The sequence below is a fragment of the Pseudomonas sp. 14P_8.1_Bac3 genome (assembly GCF_025466085.1).
In the GTDB taxonomy this organism is placed as follows: domain Bacteria; phylum Pseudomonadota; class Gammaproteobacteria; order Pseudomonadales; family Pseudomonadaceae; genus Aquipseudomonas.
In genome coordinates, this window is the sequence record NZ_JANLOD010000018.1 from 1 (window position 1) to 19,301 (window position 19,301).

The 19,301-nt window shown below is 55.1% G+C and carries 15 protein-coding genes and 4 tRNA genes; all 19 read left to right on the forward strand.

Annotated elements, in window-relative coordinates:
* Positions 1 to 82 precede the first annotated feature (82 nt).
* Positions 83 to 1,042 (forward strand): bifunctional biotin--[acetyl-CoA-carboxylase] ligase/biotin operon repressor BirA, encoded by a 960-nt coding sequence (gene birA, locus NTD84_RS05660; RefSeq protein WP_262164019.1) that lies wholly within the window; start codon positions 83 to 85, stop codon positions 1,040 to 1,042.
* A complete protein-coding gene (locus NTD84_RS05665) occupies positions 1,032 to 1,778 on the forward strand; it encodes a pantothenate kinase (RefSeq protein WP_262164020.1) in 747 nt (248 codons plus the stop codon). The genes birA and NTD84_RS05665 overlap by 11 nt, the downstream gene beginning before the upstream one ends.
* A 10-nt stretch (positions 1,779 to 1,788) precedes the next feature.
* Complete coding sequence (locus tag NTD84_RS05670) at positions 1,789 to 2,229, forward strand: hypothetical protein (RefSeq protein WP_262164021.1); 441 nt, start codon at positions 1,789 to 1,791, stop codon at positions 2,227 to 2,229.
* 142 nt (positions 2,230 to 2,371) lie between these two features.
* Positions 2,372 to 2,456: transfer RNA gene (locus tag NTD84_RS05675), tRNA-Tyr, on the forward strand.
* 24 nt (positions 2,457 to 2,480) lie between these two features.
* Positions 2,481 to 2,554 (forward strand) — tRNA-Gly (locus tag NTD84_RS05680).
* Between the two features lie 26 nt (positions 2,555 to 2,580).
* Positions 2,581 to 2,656: transfer RNA gene (locus tag NTD84_RS05685), tRNA-Thr, on the forward strand.
* Between the two features lie 84 nt (positions 2,657 to 2,740).
* On the forward strand, positions 2,741 to 3,934 hold the full coding sequence (gene tuf / locus NTD84_RS05690; RefSeq protein ID WP_007896619.1) for an elongation factor Tu: 1,194 nt from the start codon (positions 2,741 to 2,743) through the stop codon (positions 3,932 to 3,934).
* Positions 3,935 to 3,987: 53 nt separating this feature from the next.
* A tRNA-Trp gene (locus tag NTD84_RS05695) sits at positions 3,988 to 4,063 on the forward strand.
* A 45-nt stretch (positions 4,064 to 4,108) separates the two neighbouring features.
* A complete protein-coding gene (secE, locus tag NTD84_RS05700) occupies positions 4,109 to 4,477 on the forward strand; it encodes a preprotein translocase subunit SecE (RefSeq protein WP_007896620.1) in 369 nt (122 codons plus the stop codon).
* A gap of 9 nt (positions 4,478 to 4,486) precedes the next feature.
* Positions 4,487 to 5,020: a transcription termination/antitermination protein NusG gene (gene nusG / locus NTD84_RS05705; protein ID WP_007933727.1), complete on the forward strand. Its 534-nt coding sequence runs from the start codon at positions 4,487 to 4,489 to the stop codon at positions 5,018 to 5,020.
* A 117-nt stretch (positions 5,021 to 5,137) separates the two neighbouring features.
* Positions 5,138 to 5,569: a 50S ribosomal protein L11 gene (gene rplK, locus NTD84_RS05710; protein ID WP_017341076.1), complete on the forward strand. Its 432-nt coding sequence runs from the start codon at positions 5,138 to 5,140 to the stop codon at positions 5,567 to 5,569.
* Positions 5,569 to 6,264 carry a 50S ribosomal protein L1 gene (rplA, locus tag NTD84_RS05715; RefSeq protein WP_003444394.1) on the forward strand — a complete coding sequence of 232 codons (696 nt, stop codon included), beginning with the start codon at positions 5,569 to 5,571 and terminating at the stop codon, positions 6,262 to 6,264. Before rplK ends, rplA begins: the two co-directional genes overlap by 1 nt.
* A gap of 198 nt (positions 6,265 to 6,462) precedes the next feature.
* A complete protein-coding gene (gene rplJ / locus NTD84_RS05720) occupies positions 6,463 to 6,963 on the forward strand; it encodes a 50S ribosomal protein L10 (RefSeq protein ID WP_007896629.1) in 501 nt (166 codons plus the stop codon).
* 80 nt (positions 6,964 to 7,043) lie between these two features.
* Positions 7,044 to 7,409: a 50S ribosomal protein L7/L12 gene (gene rplL / locus NTD84_RS05725; protein ID WP_084319630.1), complete on the forward strand. Its 366-nt coding sequence runs from the start codon at positions 7,044 to 7,046 to the stop codon at positions 7,407 to 7,409.
* A 220-nt stretch (positions 7,410 to 7,629) separates the two neighbouring features.
* Entirely contained in the window at positions 7,630 to 11,703 is a 4,074-nt protein-coding gene (gene rpoB / locus NTD84_RS05730; RefSeq protein ID WP_262164022.1) for a DNA-directed RNA polymerase subunit beta, read from the forward strand.
* A 64-nt stretch (positions 11,704 to 11,767) separates the two neighbouring features.
* Entirely contained in the window at positions 11,768 to 15,967 is a 4,200-nt protein-coding gene (gene rpoC, locus NTD84_RS05735) for a DNA-directed RNA polymerase subunit beta' (protein ID WP_262164023.1), read from the forward strand.
* A gap of 216 nt (positions 15,968 to 16,183) precedes the next feature.
* Positions 16,184 to 16,555: a 30S ribosomal protein S12 gene (rpsL, locus tag NTD84_RS05740; RefSeq protein WP_002555494.1), complete on the forward strand. Its 372-nt coding sequence runs from the start codon at positions 16,184 to 16,186 to the stop codon at positions 16,553 to 16,555.
* 119 nt (positions 16,556 to 16,674) lie between these two features.
* Positions 16,675 to 17,145: a 30S ribosomal protein S7 gene (rpsG, locus tag NTD84_RS05745; protein WP_002555493.1), complete on the forward strand. Its 471-nt coding sequence runs from the start codon at positions 16,675 to 16,677 to the stop codon at positions 17,143 to 17,145.
* A 30-nt stretch (positions 17,146 to 17,175) separates the two neighbouring features.
* Positions 17,176 to 19,281 carry an elongation factor G gene (fusA, locus tag NTD84_RS05750; protein ID WP_262164024.1) on the forward strand — a complete coding sequence of 702 codons (2,106 nt, stop codon included), beginning with the start codon at positions 17,176 to 17,178 and terminating at the stop codon, positions 19,279 to 19,281.
* The last annotated feature ends 20 nt before the right edge of the window (positions 19,282 to 19,301 follow it).

The following is a 19,301-nucleotide window of genomic DNA, read 5'->3' on the forward strand; positions in this document are numbered from 1 at the left end:
CAGGAAAATCGCTTGGTGCGATTTCTATGCAACAGCTCATGGCGTGGCTATCATGCGGGCCTCATTGTGAGGCGAGACTTGCATGCTGACGTTGTTAAAGCTTCTTAAGGATGGTCGATTCCATTCGGGTCAGGCCCTGGGCGGCGCTTTGGGCGTTAGTCGCAGTGCTGTGTGGAAACAGCTTCAGCTTTTAGAGGCCGAACTTGGCTTGTCTATCCACAAGGTACGAGGGCGCGGGTATCGATTGGCTTCGCCGTTGACGCTGCTCGATTCTGTCGCGATAGCAGAGCATGCGTCTTCTTGTAATTGGCCCATCCTGGTTCTTGATTCAATCGACTCTACGAATGCTGAAGCGCTGCGTGCAATAGAGCGAGGCCAGACAGCACCGTTCCTCGTGCTCGCCGAACGGCAGACATCGGGTCGCGGACGTCGTGGGCGTAAGTGGGTGAGCCCCTTCGCAGAAAACATCTATTGCAGTCTGGTGCTGCGTATCGAGGGCGGTATGCGCCAACTGGAAGGTTTGAGCCTTGTTGTCGGGCTTGCGGTCATGCAAGCCCTTAGAGTCTCGGGTGTTTCGGGCGCAGGCTTAAAATGGCCAAACGACGTTCTGGTTGGTCAGAAAAAGATTGCGGGGATCTTGCTCGAGCTGGTGGGCGATCCTGCTGATGTATGTCACGTGGTGCTGGGGGTTGGAATTAACGTGAACATGCAGATGACCGAAGAGGTTGATCAGCAATGGACATCGATGCGGCTTGAGTCAGGGCAAGCGTTCGATCGCAATCGCCTGGTCGCGCAATTGGGGCAGATGCTTCAAGCCTACCTGAGTCGGCACCAGGTCGAAGGATTTTCCGCTATCCAGGCTGAGTGGGAGCAAAATCACCTATGGCAGGGGCGGGCGGTGTCGTTGATCGCTGGTGTTAACCAGATAGATGGCGAAGTGCTCGGTATTGATAGTCAGGGTGCTTTGCGCTTGAAGGTGGGTGGTGTGGAAAAAATCTTTAGTGGTGGTGAGCTCAGCTTGAGGTTGCGTGATGATTCTTGAGCTCGACTGCGGAAACAGTTTTATCAAGTGGCGGGTGCTTGCTGCGGATGCGCTGCAGCTGGTTGGTGAGGGCGTCGTTGATTCGGACGTTGCTCTGCTGGAGAGTTTGAATGCGCTCGAAGGGATTGCTCTAAAGTTCTGTCGGTTGGTCAGCGTAAGAACGGCCGAGGAGACAGGTGCACTGGTTTCTCGGTTGACAGAGACTTTCGGGGTGTCGGTGGTCTGTGCGTCACCTGCTCGCGAAATGTCCGGGGTTCGCAATGGCTATGAAGAGTTCGACCGCCTAGGGCTCGATCGGTGGCTGGCGATGCTGGGCGGCTTCCGTTTAGCCTCGGGTGCATGCCTGGTGCTCGATTTCGGTACTGCTGTCACTGCAGACTTCATTGCCGGTGATGGAGGGCATCTCGGCGGGTTCATTTGCCCGGGAATGCCGTTGATGCGGAATCAGCTGCGCACTCATACTCGCAAAATTCGCTATGGAGACCTCGCGGCCGAGCGCGCTCTGGAAAGTCTCGCTCCGGGTCGTACAACCGTCGAAGCGGTTGAGCGCGGCTGCTCACTGATGCTTCGTGGTTTTGTTTTGACTCAGTTAGAGCTTGCGCGTAGCTACTGGGGCGAAGACTTCTCTGTATTCCTTACTGGTGGTGATGCGGAGCTGGTTTCCGAGATCGTGCCTGAGGCCAGGGTGGTTCCAGATCTGGTGTTTGTGGGTTTGGCTATGGCCTGCCCTTTGTAATGAGGTATGTATGCGTTGGTTGTTCCTGCTCCTGCTTGTTCTCAACGTGTTTTATTACATTTGGCACCAACAAGAGGCTCCTCTACGTGCGAAGGATGTCACTCCTTTGAATTTGTATCGGGGGAGTCAGCAGGATATTCGCTTGTTGAGCGAGACGGCCGATGCATCCCGCGATAAAACAAAATCTGTTCAGGCGGATAATGACTGTTTATATCTAGGGGGGGTCGTACGCCAAGAGGCTGCTCAGGCTGTCGAGCGACGCTTGAACGGCATGGAGATCAAGTATCAGTCCCTGCCCAAGGATATTCCCGATTTTGCAGGTTACTGGGTGCGGGTAGCTCCAGAAAGCAGGCGTTGGCTCGATGACGTGCAGTTGCAAAACCTTTCCAGAGAATTCAATGAGTTAAAACATAAAATAATGCCGTGTGAGGGGGTTGCACCCGCGGAATAGTTTGCATAGAATGGCGCCCGCTTCGCAGTGAACACCTTTAAAGGTTGGCAGTGCGGAGCGAGGTCAACGCAGCTAACCTCAGGTTTTTAATGAGAAAATGCTTGACAGAAGGTCGGTATGATATAGAATGCCGGCTCGCTTAGGAGGGGTTCCCGAGCGGCCAAAGGGATCAGACTGTAAATCTGACGTCTACGACTTCGAAGGTTCGAATCCTTCCCCCTCCACCATTTTTAGCGAGAGCTGCAAGCTCCGCGGGTATAGTTTAGTGGTAGAACCTCAGCCTTCCAAGCTGATGATGCGGGTTCGATTCCCGCTACCCGCTCCAAGTTTGCAGATCCTGCAAAGTGTTTCGCTCTTGTAGCTCAGTTGGTAGAGCACACCCTTGGTAAGGGTGAGGTCAGCGGTTCAAATCCGCTCAAGAGCTCCATATAACAAGGCAGATATGAAAATATCTGCCTTTGTTTTAATGGCTTGTTTGACTTGCTCAATTCTTCTCCTAGGGGTGATTTTGATGGCTAAGGAAAAGTTCGAACGTAATAAGCCGCACGTCAACGTTGGTACTATTGGTCACGTTGACCACGGTAAAACCACTCTGACTGCTGCTTTGACCCGTGTCTGTTCCGAGGTTTTCGGTTCGGCTAAGGTTGACTTCGACAAGATCGATAGCGCCCCTGAAGAAAAAGCTCGTGGTATCACCATCAACACTGCTCACGTTGAGTACGATTCGGCCGTGCGTCACTACGCACACGTTGACTGCCCTGGTCACGCCGACTACGTAAAAAACATGATCACTGGTGCTGCGCAGATGGATGGTGCGATTCTGGTTTGTTCGGCCGCTGATGGTCCGATGCCGCAAACCCGTGAGCATATCCTGCTGTCCCGTCAGGTTGGCGTTCCGTACATCGTTGTCTTCCTGAACAAGGCTGACATGGTTGACGATGCTGAGCTGCTCGAGCTGGTTGAGATGGAAGTGCGCGATCTGTTGAGCACTTACGATTTTCCAGGTGATGACACTCCAATCATCATTGGTTCGGCGCTGATGGCGTTGAATGGTCAAGATGACAACGAGATGGGCACTACTGCTGTCAAGAAGCTGGTTGAGACTCTGGATAGCTATATTCCGCAGCCTGAACGTGCCATTGATAAGCCGTTCCTGATGCCGATCGAGGATGTGTTCTCGATCTCCGGTCGCGGTACCGTTGTGACTGGTCGCGTTGAGCGGGGCATTGTTCGCATTCAGGAAGAAGTTGAGATTGTCGGTCTTCGTGACACTGTCAAAACTACTTGCACTGGCGTTGAAATGTTCCGCAAGCTGCTCGATGAAGGTCGGGCGGGTGAGAACTGTGGTGTCCTGCTGCGTGGTACTAAGCGTGATGATGTTGAGCGTGGCCAGGTTTTGGTTAAGCCGGGTACCGTCAAGCCGCATACCAAGTTCACCGCTGAGGTTTATGTTCTGAGCAAGGAAGAAGGCGGTCGCCACACACCGTTCTTCAAGGGCTACCGTCCACAGTTCTACTTCCGTACGACTGACGTGACCGGTAACTGCGAGTTGCCAGAAGGTGTTGAAATGGTGATGCCGGGTGATAACGTTCAAATGACCGTTACCCTGATCAAAACCATCGCGATGGAAGATGGTCTACGTTTTGCGATTCGTGAGGGCGGTCGTACCGTCGGCGCTGGTGTCGTAGCTAAAGTCATCGAGTAAGTTGTTGTAATGTCTTTTTCGGGCCGGCATAATGGTCGGCCTGATTTTGTTTTAGGTCAGTAGCTCAATTGGCAGAGCGACGGTCTCCAAAACCGTAGGTTGGGGGTTCGATTCCCTCCTGACCTGCCAGATTCACTTGGTGTGTCTGGCTTTCTTTTCACAGGATCTTCATAGATGACTCCTAAAGCTGAAGCTCAAGGCTCTCGCTTCGATCTGCTCAAGTGGCTAGTAGTAGTCGCTTTGGTGGTTGTTGGCGTTGTTGGCAATCAGTATTACTCTGCTTCGCCGATCCTGTACCGCGTACTAGCATTGCTTGTCATAGCTGCTGTAGCTGCCTTTGTAGGCCTGCAGACAGTCAAGGGCAAGTCTTTCTTTGTATTGGTTAAGGAAGCTCGCACTGAGATTCGTAAAGTCGTATGGCCAACTCGCCAAGAAACCACGCAGACCACACTGATTGTTGTGGCTGTTGTCCTGGTTATGGCGTTGCTGTTGTGGGGGCTTGATTCCCTGCTCGGCTGGCTTGTTTCCTTGATTGTCGGCTAAGGGTGTCCCGTGGCTAAGCGTTGGTACGTTGTGCATGCTTACTCCGGTTACGAGAAGCATGTCATGCGCTCGTTGATAGAGCGCGTAAAGCTGGCTGGCATGGAAGATGGCTTTGGCGAAATTCTGGTCCCCACTGAAGAAGTGGTTGAGATGCGTAATGGCCAGAAACGCAAAAGCGAACGCAAGTTCTTCCCAGGTTACGTGCTGGTACAGATGGACATGAACGAGGGTACTTGGCACTTGGTCAAGGATACTCCTCGAGTGATGGGTTTTATCGGCGGGACCGCTGATAAGCCTGCGCCAATTACGGATAAAGAGGCGGAAGCGATTCTGCGTCGCGTTGCTGATGGTAGCGACAAGCCGAAGCCGAAGACGTTGTTCGAGCCAGGTGAGTCGGTACGTGTCAATGACGGGCCGTTTGCCGACTTTACCGGTACGGTTGAAGAAGTTAACTACGAAAAGAGCCGGATCCAAGTGGCTGTGCTCATTTTCGGTCGCTCTACTCCGGTAGAGCTCGAGTTCAGCCAGGTCGAAAAGGTCTAGCTGAGCAAGCATCCCAACCCCGCAGCCCTAGGCTGTGGGGTTTTGTCGTCACTGGGATAAACGCGCAAGTAACCGGGGAGCCTCTCGAGGCGTTCGAACCCGTAATTGGAGTGCCTCATGGCCAAGAAGATTACCGCTTACATCAAGCTGCAAGTGAAGGCCGCTCAGGCTAACCCAAGTCCACCTGTTGGTCCTGCTTTGGGTCAGCACGGCGTGAACATCATGGAATTCTGCAAGGCTTTCAACGCCCGCACTCAGGGTATTGAGCCAGGTCTGCCGACTCCAGTGATCATCACTGTCTATAGCGACCGTAGCTTTACGTTCGAAACCAAATCCACCCCTGCTTCGGTTCTGCTGAAGAAGGCGGCTGGTCTGACTAGCGGTTCCGCTCGTCCGAACACCGTTAAGGTTGGCACTGTGACTCGTGCTCAGCTGGAAGATATCGCGAAAGTTAAAAACGCGGATCTGACTGCAGCTGATATGGAAGCAGCCGTGCGTACCATCGCCGGTTCTGCTCGTAGCATGGGCCTTAACGTGGAGGGTGTGTAATGGCTAAGTTGACCAAGCGTCAAAAGGCTATCGCCGGCAAAATTGAAGCAGGCAAGTCCTACAACTTTGTGGACGCTGCTGCTCTGCTGGCAGAGCTGTCGACCGTCAAGTTCAGCGAGTCGTTCGACATTGCTGTGAACCTGGGCGTTGACCCGCGTAAGTCCGACCAGGTCGTTCGTAGCGCTACTGTGCTGCCACACGGCACTGGCAAGACTGTTCGCGTTGCTGTATTTACCCAGGGTCCAGCTGCTGAGGCCGCTCTGGCTGCCGGCGCTGACCGTGTAGGTATGGACGACCTGGCTGCCGAAATGAAAGGCGGCGACCTGAACTATGACGTGGTTATCGCATCCCCGGATGCAATGCGCGTTGTGGGTCAGTTGGGTCAGATCCTCGGTCCACGTGGCCTGATGCCTAACCCTAAAGTCGGCACCGTTACTCCAGACGTAGCTACCGCGGTTAAGAACGCCAAGGCTGGTCAGGTTCGTTATCGCACCGACAAAAACGGCATCATCCACACTTCCGTTGGCAAGATCGGTTTCGATGCCGTCAAGCTGAAGGAAAACGTTGAAGCCCTGATCGCTGATCTGAAGCGTATCAAGCCAGCTTCCTCGAAAGGTATTTACGTCAAGCGCGTTACCCTGAGCACCACTATGGGTCCAGGTCTGGTCATCGACCAAGGCTCGCTCGACGCGTAAGACACCGGTTGGCGCAAGCGATTGCGCCAATTGAAAGATTGGGGTCCCTGCCTGGCGGGGGCTATCCAAGACCGTAGGCGACGCAAGTCTTAAACCTCAAGCCTACGCAGATGGTGCTCCCGGTTCCTTACCGAATCAGACACCAAAACGACATCCGGCTCCGGTTGGATGAAACGGTAACAAGCAGGAGTTAAACCCGTGGCAATTAAACTCGAAGACAAGAAGGCCATCGTCGCTGAAGTCAACGAGGCTGCCAATGTTGCCCTGTCTGCTGTTGTGGCTGATGCCCGCGGCGTGACAGTTGGCGCTATGACCGGACTCCGTAAAGAGGCTCGTGAAGCTGGCGTTTACGTACGTGTTGTGCGTAACACCCTGCTCAAGCGCGCTGTTGCTGGCACTCAATATGACGTGCTCAACGACGTGTTCACTGGCCCGACCTTGATTGCATTCTCTAAAGAACATCCGGGCGCTGCTGCTCGTATTTTCAAGGAATTCGCAAAAGGTCAGGATAAGTTCGAGATCAAGGCAGCTGCGTTCGAGGGCAAGTTCCTCGCAGCTAATCAGATCGACGTACTGGCAAGTCTGCCGACCCGTGACGAAGCAATTTCTCAGCTGATGAGCGTGATTCAAGGCGCAACCAGCAAATTGGCTCGTACTCTGGCGGCCCTTCGCGACCAGAAAGAAGCTGCTGCAGCCTAAGGCTGAGCGACTCCTTTCAGCGTTTATTGTTTATTTCGATGGCCGCGTAGGCTGTCACCCCAATACAGGAATTTATAGTCATGTCTCTGACTAACGACCAAATCATCGAAGCAATCGGCGAAAAATCCGTTCTGGAAATCGTTGAGCTGATCAAGGCCATGGAAGAGAAGTTCGGCGTTTCCGCTGCTGCTGCTTCCGCTGGTCCAGCTGCTGTAGCTGCCGTTGTTGAAGAACAAACTGAATTCAACGTCATGCTGACCGAAGCTGGCGAGAAGAAAGTTAACGTGATCAAGGCAGTACGTGAACTGACCGGTCTGGGCCTGAAAGAAGCCAAGGCTGTAGTTGACGGCGCTCCTGCCATGGTTCTGGAAGCTGTTGCCAAAGACGCAGCTGACAAGGCCAAGGCAGTACTGGAAGAAGCAGGCGCTAAAGTCGAGCTGAAGTAAGCATCGACTTTGCTCCTCCAGCCCGAGCGTTAAGCGAAAGGCTGATGGCTGGTGGCTCTTGCCACCGGCCTTTTTCCGTTATTGGCAACCGACTGGGTCGGTGCTGGTAACGAGCTGTAACCACCCGATGCGGTGGCGCAAACCATGGGGTTTGCACGATTTTCTGGCTGCTCCCGTCGGGAGGGGCCAAACAAGCAGGTGACCAAGCTGGGGAACGCTGATGGCTTACTCATATACTGAGAAAAAACGTATCCGCAAGGACTTTAGCAAGTTGCCGGACGTCATGGATGTGCCGTACCTCCTGGCCATCCAGCTGGATTCGTATCGTGAATTCTTGCAAGCGGGAGCGACTAAAGATCAGTTCCGCGACGTGGGCCTGCATGCGGCCTTCAAATCCGTTTTCCCGATCATCAGCTACTCCGGCAATGCTGCGCTGGAGTACGTCGGTTATCGCCTGGGCGAACCGGCATTTGATGTCAAAGAATGCGTATTGCGCGGTGTCACTTATGCCGTACCTTTGCGGGTAAAAGTGCGCCTGATCATTTTCGACAAAGAATCGTCGAACAAAGCGATCAAGGACATCAAAGAGCAAGAAGTCTACATGGGCGAAATCCCACTGATGACTGAGAACGGTACCTTCGTAATCAACGGTACCGAGCGTGTAATCGTTTCCCAGCTGCACCGTTCCCCGGGCGTGTTCTTCGACCACGACCGTGGCAAGACGCACAGCTCCGGCAAACTGCTGTACTCCGCGCGCATCATTCCTTACCGCGGTTCGTGGCTGGACTTCGAGTTCGACCCGAAAGACTGCGTATTCGTGCGTATCGACCGTCGTCGCAAGCTGCCTGCATCGGTACTGCTGCGCGCGCTCGGCTATACCACTGAAGAAGTGCTCGACGCGTTCTACACCACCAACGTCTTCCATGTGCAAGGTGAAAACCTCAGCCTGGAACTGGTGCCTCAGCGCCTGCGTGGTGAAATCGCTGTCCTGGATATCCTGGACGACAAAGGCAAGGTTATTGTCGAGCAGGGCCGTCGTATTACTGCTCGCCACATCAACCAGCTGGAAAAAGCAGGGATCAAAGAGCTGCAAGTGCCTCTGGACTACGTCCTGGGTCGCACTACTGCCAAGGTCATCGTGCATCCGGCAACCGGCGAAATCCTGGCGGAGTGCAACACCGAGCTGAACACCGAGATCCTGGCGAAAATCGCCAAGGCCGGCGTTGTTCGCATCGAAACGCTGTACACCAACGATATCGACTGCGGTCCGTTCGTCTCTGACACCTTGAAGATCGATTCCACCAGCAACCAATTGGAAGCGCTGGTCGAGATCTATCGCATGATGCGTCCAGGCGAGCCGCCAACCAAAGATGCCGCCGAGACCCTGTTCAACAACCTGTTCTTCAGCCCTGAGCGCTATGACCTGTCTGCGGTCGGCCGGATGAAGTTCAACCGTCGTATCGGTCGTACCGAGATCGAAGGTTCGGGCGTGTTGTGCAAGGAAGACATCGTCGCGGTTCTGAAGACTCTGGTCGACATCCGTAACGGTAAAGGCATCGTCGATGACATCGACCACCTGGGTAACCGTCGTGTTCGCTGCGTAGGCGAAATGGCCGAGAACCAGTTCCGCGTTGGCCTGGTACGTGTTGAGCGTGCGGTCAAAGAGCGTCTGTCGATGGCTGAAAGCGAAGGCCTGATGCCGCAAGACCTGATCAATGCCAAGCCAGTGGCTGCGGCAGTGAAAGAGTTCTTCGGTTCCAGCCAGCTGTCCCAGTTCATGGACCAGAACAACCCGCTGTCCGAGATCACTCACAAGCGTCGTGTTTCCGCACTCGGCCCTGGCGGTTTGACTCGTGAGCGTGCCGGCTTCGAAGTTCGTGACGTACACCCGACTCACTACGGTCGCGTATGCCCGATTGAAACGCCGGAAGGTCCGAACATCGGCCTGATCAACTCCCTGGCTGCTTATGCGCGCACCAACCAGTACGGCTTCCTTGAGAGTCCGTACCGTGTGGTAAAAGACGCCCTGGTCACTGACGAGATCGTGTTCCTGTCCGCCATCGAAGAAGCTGATCACGTGATCGCTCAGGCTTCGGCCACGATGAACGACAAGAAAGTCCTGATCGACGAGCTGGTAGCTGTTCGTCACCTGAACGAGTTCACCGTCAAGGCGCCGGAAGACGTCACCTTGATGGACGTGTCGCCGAAGCAGGTAGTTTCGGTTGCAGCGTCTCTGATCCCGTTCCTCGAGCACGACGACGCCAACCGTGCGTTGATGGGGTCGAACATGCAGCGTCAAGCTGTACCCACCCTGCGCGCTGACAAGCCGCTGGTCGGTACCGGCATGGAGCGTAACGTGGCTCGCGACTCCGGCGTTTGCGTCGTGGCTCGTCGTGGCGGCGTGATCGATTCCGTGGACGCAAGCCGTATCGTGGTTCGTGTTGCTGATGATGAAGTTGAAACCGGCGAAGCGGGTGTCGACATCTACAACCTGACCAAATACACCCGCTCCAACCAGAACACCTGCATCAACCAGCGTCCGCTGGTGCGTAAGGGTGATCGGGTTCAGCGCAGCGACATCATGGCTGACGGTCCGTCCACCGATATGGGTGAACTGGCGCTGGGCCAGAACATGCGCATCGCGTTCATGGCATGGAACGGCTTCAACTTCGAAGACTCCATCTGCCTGTCCGAGCGTGTGGTTCAGGAAGATCGTTTCACCACGATCCACATTCAGGAACTGACCTGTGTGGCGCGTGACACCAAGCTTGGGCCAGAGGAAATCACCGCGGACATCCCGAACGTGGGTGAAGCTGCGCTGAACAAGCTGGACGAAGCCGGTATCGTTTACGTAGGTGCCGAAGTAGGCGCAGGCGACATCCTGGTTGGTAAGGTCACTCCGAAAGGCGAGACGCAACTGACTCCGGAAGAAAAACTGCTGCGTGCCATCTTCGGTGAAAAAGCCAGCGACGTTAAAGACACCTCTCTGCGCGTGCCTACTGGCACCAAGGGTACTGTCATCGACGTACAGGTCTTCACTCGCGACGGCGTTGAGCGTGATGCTCGTGCCCTGTCGATCGAGAAGACCCAGCTCGACGAGATCCGCAAGGATCTGAACGAGGAGTTCCGTATCGTTGAAGGCGCCACTTTCGAACGTCTGCGCTCCGCTCTGGTCGGCCACAAAGCCGAAGGTGGCGCCGGTCTGAAGAAAGGTCAGGACATCACCGACGAAGTTCTCGACGGTCTTGAGCATGGTCAGTGGTTCAAACTGCGCATGGCTGAAGATGCTCTGAACGAGCAGCTCGAGAAGGCTCAGGCCTACATCGTTGATCGCCGCCGTCTGCTGGACGACAAGTTCGAAGACAAGAAGCGCAAGCTGCAGCAGGGCGATGACCTGGCTCCTGGCGTGCTGAAAATCGTCAAGGTTTACCTGGCAATCCGTCGTCGCATCCAGCCGGGCGACAAGATGGCCGGTCGTCACGGTAACAAGGGTGTGGTCTCCGTGATCATGCCGGTTGAAGACATGCCGCACGATGCCAATGGCACGCCGGTCGACGTCGTCCTCAACCCGTTGGGCGTACCTTCGCGTATGAACGTTGGTCAGATCCTTGAAACCCACCTGGGCCTCGCGGCTAAAGGTCTGGGCGAGAAGATCAACCGGATGGTCGAAGAGCAGCGTAAAGTCGCCGAGCTTCGTAAATTCCTCGACGAGATCTACAACCAGATCGGCGGTCGTAACGAAGATCTGGATAGCTTCTCCGACCAGGAAATCCTGGATCTGGCGAAGAACCTGCGTGGCGGTGTTCCAATGGCCACTCCAGTGTTCGACGGCGCCAAGGAAAGTGAAATCAAGGCCATGCTGAAACTGGCGGATCTGCCAGAAAGCGGCCAGATGCAGCTGACCGACGGCCGTACCGGCAACAAGTTCGAGCGCCCGGTTACTGTTGGCTACATGTACATGCTGAAGCTGAACCACTTGGTAGACGACAAGATGCACGCTCGTTCTACCGGTTCGTACAGCCTGGTTACCCAGCAGCCGCTGGGTGGTAAGGCACAGTTCGGTGGTCAGCGTTTCGGGGAGATGGAGGTCTGGGCACTGGAAGCATACGGTGCTGCTTACACTCTGCAAGAAATGCTCACAGTGAAATCGGACGATGTGAACGGCCGGACCAAGATGTACAAAAACATCGTGGACGGCGATCACCGTATGGAGCCGGGCATGCCCGAGTCCTTCAACGTGTTGATCAAGGAAATTCGTTCCCTCGGCATCGATATCGATCTGGAAACCGAATAACACGTGACGCGAATCGAGAGCGGGGCAGGATTGCCCGCTCTCTGCTCCGCCAGGAGGAAAGGCCTTGAAAGACCTACTGAATTTGCTGAAAAACCAGGGTCAAGTCGAAGAGTTCGACGCCATCCGTATTGGATTGGCATCGCCTGAGATGATCCGTTCGTGGTCGTTCGGTGAAGTTAAAAAGCCGGAAACCATCAACTACCGTACGTTCAAACCTGAGCGTGACGGCCTGTTCTGCGCCAAAATCTTTGGCCCGGTAAAGGATTACGAGTGCCTGTGCGGTAAGTACAAGCGCTTGAAGCACCGTGGTGTGATCTGCGAGAAGTGCGGTGTTGAAGTCGCACTGGCCAAAGTTCGTCGTGAGCGCATGGCGCACATCGAACTGGCTTCGCCTGTTGCCCACATCTGGTTCCTGAAATCGCTGCCGTCGCGTATCGGCTTGCTGATGGACATGACCCTGCGTGATATCGAACGCGTTCTCTACTTCGAGAGCTATGTCGTTATCGACCCGGGCATGACCACCCTTGAAAAAGGTCAGCTGCTCAACGACGAGCAGTACTTCGAAGCGCTGGAAGAGTTCGGCGACGATTTCGATGCCCGTATGGGTGCTGAAGCTGTCCGCGAACTGCTGCACGCTATCGATCTGGAACACGAGATTGGCCGTCTGCGCGAAGAAATTCCGCAAACCAACTCCGAAACCAAAATCAAGAAGCTGTCCAAGCGTCTGAAGTTGATGGAAGCCTTCCAGGGTTCCGGCAACCTTCCAGAATGGATGGTGCTGACCGTTCTGCCGGTTCTGCCGCCAGATCTGCGTCCACTGGTCCCGCTGGATGGCGGTCGCTTCGCGACTTCCGACCTCAACGATCTGTATCGTCGAGTGATCAACCGTAACAACCGCTTGAAGCGCCTGCTTGATCTGTCCGCACCGGACATCATCGTGCGCAACGAAAAGCGTATGTTGCAGGAAGCTGTCGACGCACTGCTCGATAACGGTCGTCGTGGTCGTGCTATTACCGGTTCAAACAAGCGTCCTCTGAAATCCCTGGCTGACATGATCAAGGGTAAACAGGGTCGTTTCCGTCAGAACTTGCTCGGTAAGCGTGTTGACTACTCCGGTCGTTCGGTAATTACCGTAGGTCCGACTCTGCGTCTGCACCAGTGCGGTCTGCCGAAGAAGATGGCCCTCGAGCTGTTCAAGCCGTTCATTTTCGGCAAGCTGGAAATGCGTGGTCTCGCGACCACCATCAAAGCTGCGAAGAAGATGGTCGAGCGCGAGCTGCCGGAGGTCTGGGACGTTCTCGCTGAAGTGATCCGCGAACACCCGGTTCTCCTCAACCGTGCACCGACCCTTCACCGTCTGGGTATCCAGGCGTTTGAACCGGTACTGATCGAAGGTAAGGCTATCCAGCTGCACCCGCTGGTCTGTGCTGCGTACAACGCCGACTTCGACGGCGACCAAATGGCCGTGCACGTACCGCTGACACTGGAAGCCCAGTTGGAAGCGCGTGCGTTGATGATGTCGACCAACAACATTCTGTCGCCGGCCAACGGTGAGCCAATCATCGTTCCGTCGCAGGACGTTGTATTGGGTCTGTACTACATGACTCGTGAAGCGATCAACGCCAAGGGCGAAGGTCGTGTGTTCGCGGATCTGCAGGAAGTTGACCGTGTGTTCCGTGCCGGCGAAGCCGCACTGCACGCAAAAGTCAAAGTGCGGATCAACGAAACCGTCAACGACCGTGACGGCGGCAGCGTGACCAACACCCGTATCGTCGACACCACTGTCGGCCGTGCGCTGTTGTTCCAGGTTGTGCCAAAAGGTCTGTCCTTCGACGTCGTCAACCTGCCGATGAAGAAAAAGGCGATCTCCAAGCTGATCAACCAGTGCTACCGCGTGGTTGGTTTGAAAGAGACTGTGATCTTCGCTGACCAGTTGATGTACACCGGTTTTGCTTATTCGACCATTTCCGGCGTTTCCATCGGTGTTAACGACTTCGTTATCCCGGATGAGAAAGCCCGCATCATCGGCGCTGCTACCGATGAAGTGAAAGAAATCGAAAGCCAGTACGCCTCCGGCCTGGTAACCCAGGGCGAGAAGTACAACAAAGTGATCGACCTTTGGTCCAAGGCGAACGACGAAGTTTCCAAGGCGATGATGGCCAACCTCTCGAAAGAGAAAGTCATCGACCGTCATGGCGTCGAAGTCGATCAGGAGTCCTTCAACTCGATGTACATGATGGCCGACTCGGGCGCACGGGGTTCTGCGGCGCAGATCCGTCAGCTCGCCGGTATGCGTGGCCTGATGGCCAAGCCGGACGGTTCCATCATCGAAACGCCGATTACTGCGAACTTCCGTGAAGGTTTGAGCGTACTTCAGTATTTCATCTCCACTCACGGTGCGCGTAAAGGTCTGGCGGATACCGCCTTGAAAACTGCGAACTCCGGTTACCTGACTCGTCGTCTGGTAGACGTGGCGCAGGATCTGGTTGTGACCGAGATCGATTGCGGCACCGAACATGGCCTGGTAATGACTCCGCACATTGAAGGCGGTGACGTTGTTGAGCCGTTGGGTGAGCGCGTATTGGGTCGTGTCATTGCCCGCGATGTATTCAAGCCAGGTACCGAGGACGTAATCGTTCCTGCCGGCACCCTGGTAGATGAGAAGTGGGTCGAGTTCATCGAGCTGAACAGCATCGACGAAGTGATCGTGCGTTCGCCGATCAGCTGTGAAACCCGCTACGGCATCTGCGCCAAGTGCTACGGTCGTGACTTGGCCCGTGGTCACCAGGTGAACATCGGTGAAGCGGTCGGCGTTATCGCTGCCCAGTCCATCGGTGAGCCGGGTACCCAGCTGACGATGCGTACGTTCCACATCGGTGGTGCGGCAAGCCGGACCTCCGCGGCTGACAGCGTTCAGGTGAAGAATGGCGGCACCGTCCGTCTGCACAACCTGAAGCACGTTGAGCGAGTGGATGGTTGCCTGGTTGCGGTGTCCCGTTCCGGTGAGCTGGCGATCGCTGATGACTTCGGTCGTGAGCGCGAGCGTTACAAGCTGCCGTACGGTGCTGTGATTTCGGTTAAAGAAGGTGACAAGGTCGACGCTGGCGCAATCGTGGCCAAGTGGGATCCGCACACTCACCCAATCGTTACCGAAATGAAAGGTACCGTGACCTACGTAGGCATGGAAGAAGGCATCACGATCAAGCGTCAGACTGACGAATTGACCGGTATGACCAACATTGAAGTACTCGACGCCAAAGACCGTCCAGCTGCCGGTAAAGATATCCGTCCTGCCGTGAAGATGGTTGATGACAACGGCAAGGATCTGTTGCTGCCAGGCACTGACGTTATCGCTCAGTACTTCCTGCCAGCTAACGCCCTGGTCGGTGTAGCGGACGGTGCGAAAATCGCGATCGGTGATGTTATCGCTCGTATTCCGCAAGAAACTTCGAAGACCCGTGACATCACCGGTGGTCTGCCGCGTGTTGCCGACTTGTTCGAAGCTCGTCGCCCGAAAGAAGCGTCGATTCTGGCTGAAGTCAGCGGCACCATCGCGTTCGGTAAAGAGACCAAAGGCAAGCGCCGTCTGGTAATCACCCCGAACGATGGTAGCGATCCGTACGAAGAGCTGATTCCGAAGTGGCGTCACCTGAACGTCTTCGAAGGCGAACAGGTAAACCGCGGCGAAGTTATCTCCGACGGCCCGAGCGATCCGCATGACATCCTGCGTCTGCTGGGTGTGAGTGCGCTGGCCAAGTACATCGTGAACGAGATCCAGGACGTTTACCGCCTGCAAGGCGTGAAGATCAACGACAAGCACATCGAGACCATCCTGCGTCAGATGTTGCGTAAAGTTGAAATCGCTGAATCCGGCGATTCCAGTTTCATCAAGGGCGACCAGATGGAATTGACTCACGTTCTGGTAGAGAACGAGCGCTTGGCGAACGACGAGAAATTCGTTTCCAAGTTCACTCGCGTATTGCTGGGTATCACCAAGGCGTCGCTGTCCACCGAATCGTTCATCTCGGCGGCTTCCTTCCAGGAAACCACTCGCGTACTGACCGAAGCGGCGGTAACCGGCAAGCGCGATTACCTGCGCGGCCTGAAAGAAAACGTGGTCGTGGGTCGTCTGATCCCGGCCGGTACCGGTCTGGCTTATCACAGCGAGCGTAAACGCCGCCGTGATGCTGACAAGCCGTTGCGCGTAAGCGCCAGTGAAGTGGAAGCTGCACTGACCGAAGCGCTGAACTCTAGCGGCAACTGAGTTCTGCGATAAATGAGCGTGAGGCCCTGACCATTCCGTTCATCGAATCGAGACAATTTGTCGAGGTTGGATGAGCGGGGAGGTCGGGGCCTTGCCTTGACTGGGGACAAGATCCTCTTTAGACTCTTGTACCCCTAAATTTGGCGGGAATTCGTTCCTGCCATTTTGCTTTTCTTGCAAGACAATAGCGTCGCAAGACAACAGTGGAGCTAGTAGATGGCAACTATCAACCAGCTGGTACGTCAGCCGCGTAAGCGTATCGTCGAGAAATCCGACGTGCCTGCGCTGCAGAACTGCCCGCAACGTCGTGGCGTATGCACCCGTGTGTATACCACTACGCCGAAAAAACCTAACTCGGCACTGCGTAAAGTATGCCGTGTACGCCTGACCAACGGTTTCGAGGTTTCCTCGTACATCGGCGGTGAAGGCCACAACCTGCAAGAGCACAGCGTCGTACTGATTCGTGGCGGCCGTGTAAAAGACTTGCCAGGTGTTCGTTACCACACCGTTCGCGGCTCTTTGGATACTTCCGGCGTTAAAGGTCGTAACCAAGGTCGTTCGAAGTACGGTACCAAGAAGCCTAAGTAGTAGCGGCTTTTTGTAAGAACTGAATCATCTATTTTTCTGAGTCGATAAGAGTAAGGTCGGAGGCGTCCCGAAAGGGCACCGATTCCGAGCGAACCTGAAGACCGTTTGAGGGCTTATCCATGCCAAGAAGACGCGTAGCAGCCAAGCGCGAAGTGCTTGACGATCCAAAATACGGCAGCCAGATCCTGGCCAAGTTCATGAACCACGTGATGGAAAGCGGCAAGAAAGCCGTTGCCGAGCGTATCGTTTATGGCGCGCTGGAAAAGGTTAAAGAACGCAAGAACAGCGACCCCCTGGAAATCTTCGAGAAAGCTCTCGACGCCATCGCTCCGCTGGTCGAAGTAAAGTCGCGCCGTGTAGGCGGTGCTACTTACCAGGTTCCGGTTGAAGTTCGTCCGTCCCGTCGTAACGCTCTGGCAATGCGCTGGTTGGTAGACTTCGCCCGCAAGCGCGGCGAGAAGTCTATGGCTCTGCGTTTGGCCGGCGAACTGTTGGACGCTGCCGAAGGTAAAGGTGCTGCAGTTAAGAAGCGTGAAGACGTGCACCGTATGGCTGAAGCCAACAAGGCTTTCTCGCACTACCGCTTCTAATTTTAGCGTCACTAATTTTGCGAGGGCTTTATGGCTCGTACAACACCGATTAATCGCTACCGTAACATTGGTATCGTCGCTCACGTGGATGCTGGTAAAACCACCACCACCGAGCGCGTCCTTTTTTACACTGGCAAAAGTCACAAAATGGGCGAGGTGCATGACGGCGCCGCGACCACCGACTGGATGGTTCAGGAGCAGGAGCGTGGTATTACCATTACTTCTGCTGCCATTACCGCCTTCTGGCAGGGTTCCGAGAAGCAGCACAAAGACCAATACCGCTTCAACGTCATCGACACCCCGGGCCACGTTGACTTCACTATTGAAGTTGAGCGTTCCCTGCGTGTTCTCGACGGCGCGGTCGTTGTGTTCTGCGGCACCTCGGGTGTTGAGCCTCAGTCGGAAACCGTATGGCGTCAAGCCAACAAGTACGGCGTTCCACGTCTTGTTTACGTAAACAAGATGGACCGTGCTGGTGCGAACTTCCTGCGCGTGATCGGCCAGATCAAGCAGCGTCTGGGTCACACTCCAGTGCCGATCCAGTTGGCTATCGGTTCCGAAGACAACTTCGAAGGTCAGATCGATCTGATGGCCATGGAAGCTGTTTACTGGAACGACTCTGACAAGGGCATGGTTCCCGTTCGCAAGCCTATCCCTGCCGAGCTGCAGGAATTGGCTGAAGAATGGCGCAGCAACATGATTGAAGCTGCAGCCGAAGCCAGTGAAGAGCTGATGAACAAGTACCTCGAAGGTGAAGAGCTCACCAACGCGGAAATCAAGGCCGCTCTGCGTCAGCGTACTATCGCTGGTGAGATCGTTCTGGCTGTTTGCGGTTCTTCGTTCAAGAACAAGGGTGTTCCCCTGGTTCTTGACGCCGTTATCGACTACCTGCCTGCTCCTACCGACATTCCTGCCATCAAGGGTACCGACCCGGATGACGAGACCAAGGAAATGGAGCGTCACGCAGACGACAGCGAGCCGTTTTCGGCTCTGGCGTTCAAGATCGCTACCGACCCATTCGTGGGTACCTTGACCTTTGTCCGTGTTTACTCGGGCGTGCTGGCTTCCGGCGACGGCGTGATCAACTCGGTTAAAGGCAAGAAAGAGCGCGTGGGTCGTATGGTGCAAATGCACGCAAACGCCCGTGAAGAAATCAAGGAAGTGCGCGCTGGTGACATCGCGGCTTTGATCGGCATGAAGGACGTCACCACTGGTGAAACTTTGTGCAACGCTGACAAGCCAATCATCCTGGTTCGCATGGACTTCCCGGAGCCGGTTATTTCGGTTGCCGTAGAGCCTAAGACCAAGGATGACCAGGAAAAAATGGGTATCGCTCTGGGCAAACTTGCTCAGGAAGACCCGTCTTTCCGCGTCAAGACTGATGAAGAGACTGGTCAAACGATCATCTCCGGCATGGGCGAGTTGCACCTGGACATCCTGGTTGACCGGATGCGCCGTGAGTTCAACGTCGAAGCCAACATCGGTAAGCCTCAAGTTTCGTACCGTGAGCGCATCACGAAGAGCTGCGAAATTGAAGGCAAGTTCGTTCGCCAGTCCGGTGGTCGCGGCCAGTTCGGTCATTGCTGGATTCGTTTTGCTCCTGCTGACGAAGGTCAGGAAGGTCTGCAATTCCTGAACGAAGTAGTGGGTGGTGTGGTTCCTAAGGAATACATCCCGGCTATCCAGAAGGGTATCGAAGAGCAGATGAAGAACGGCGTAGTTGCCGGCTATCCGCTGATCGGCCTGAAGGCTACCGTGTTTGATGGTTCCTACCACGACGTCGACTCCAACGAGATGGCGTTTAAGGTGGCTGCTTCCATGGCGACCAAGCAACTGGCCCAGAAGGGCGGTGGTGAGTTGCTTGAGCCGATCATGGCGGTAGAGGTTGTTACGCCTGAAGACTATATGGGTGACGTGATGGGCGACCTTAACCGTCGTCGCGGCATGATCCTGGGTATGGAAGATACGGTTTCCGGCAAAGTAATTCGTGCCGAGGTTCCGTTGGGCGAGATGTTCGGTTATGCAACCGACGTTCGTTCCATGTCCCAAGGTCGCGCAAGCTACTCTATGGAATTCAAAAAATACAATACGGCTCCGTCGCACATCGTCGAAACCGTTACCAAAAAACAAGGCTGATTCAGCCCCTTTAGGCTAGG

Excerpts from the sequence above, each read along its gene's own strand:
- birA (WP_262164019.1), top strand. The coding sequence starts at position 83 with ATGCTGACGTTGTTAAAGCTTCTTAAGGATGGTCGATTCCATTCGGGT.
- NTD84_RS05665 (WP_262164020.1), top strand. The coding sequence starts at position 1,032 with ATGATTCTTGAGCTCGACTGCGGAAACAGTTTTATCAAGTGGCGGGTG.
- NTD84_RS05670 (WP_262164021.1), top strand. The coding sequence starts at position 1,789 with ATGCGTTGGTTGTTCCTGCTCCTGCTTGTTCTCAACGTGTTTTATTAC.
- tuf (WP_007896619.1), top strand. The coding sequence starts at position 2,741 with ATGGCTAAGGAAAAGTTCGAACGTAATAAGCCGCACGTCAACGTTGGT.
- secE (WP_007896620.1), top strand. The coding sequence starts at position 4,109 with ATGACTCCTAAAGCTGAAGCTCAAGGCTCTCGCTTCGATCTGCTCAAG.
- rplK (WP_017341076.1), top strand. The coding sequence starts at position 5,138 with ATGGCCAAGAAGATTACCGCTTACATCAAGCTGCAAGTGAAGGCCGCT.
- rplA (WP_003444394.1), top strand. The coding sequence starts at position 5,569 with ATGGCTAAGTTGACCAAGCGTCAAAAGGCTATCGCCGGCAAAATTGAA.
- rplL (WP_084319630.1), top strand. The coding sequence starts at position 7,044 with ATGTCTCTGACTAACGACCAAATCATCGAAGCAATCGGCGAAAAATCC.
- rpoB (WP_262164022.1), top strand. The coding sequence starts at position 7,630 with ATGGCTTACTCATATACTGAGAAAAAACGTATCCGCAAGGACTTTAGC.
- rpsL (WP_002555494.1), top strand. The coding sequence starts at position 16,184 with ATGGCAACTATCAACCAGCTGGTACGTCAGCCGCGTAAGCGTATCGTC.
- rpsG (WP_002555493.1), top strand. The coding sequence starts at position 16,675 with ATGCCAAGAAGACGCGTAGCAGCCAAGCGCGAAGTGCTTGACGATCCA.
- fusA (WP_262164024.1), top strand. The coding sequence starts at position 17,176 with ATGGCTCGTACAACACCGATTAATCGCTACCGTAACATTGGTATCGTC.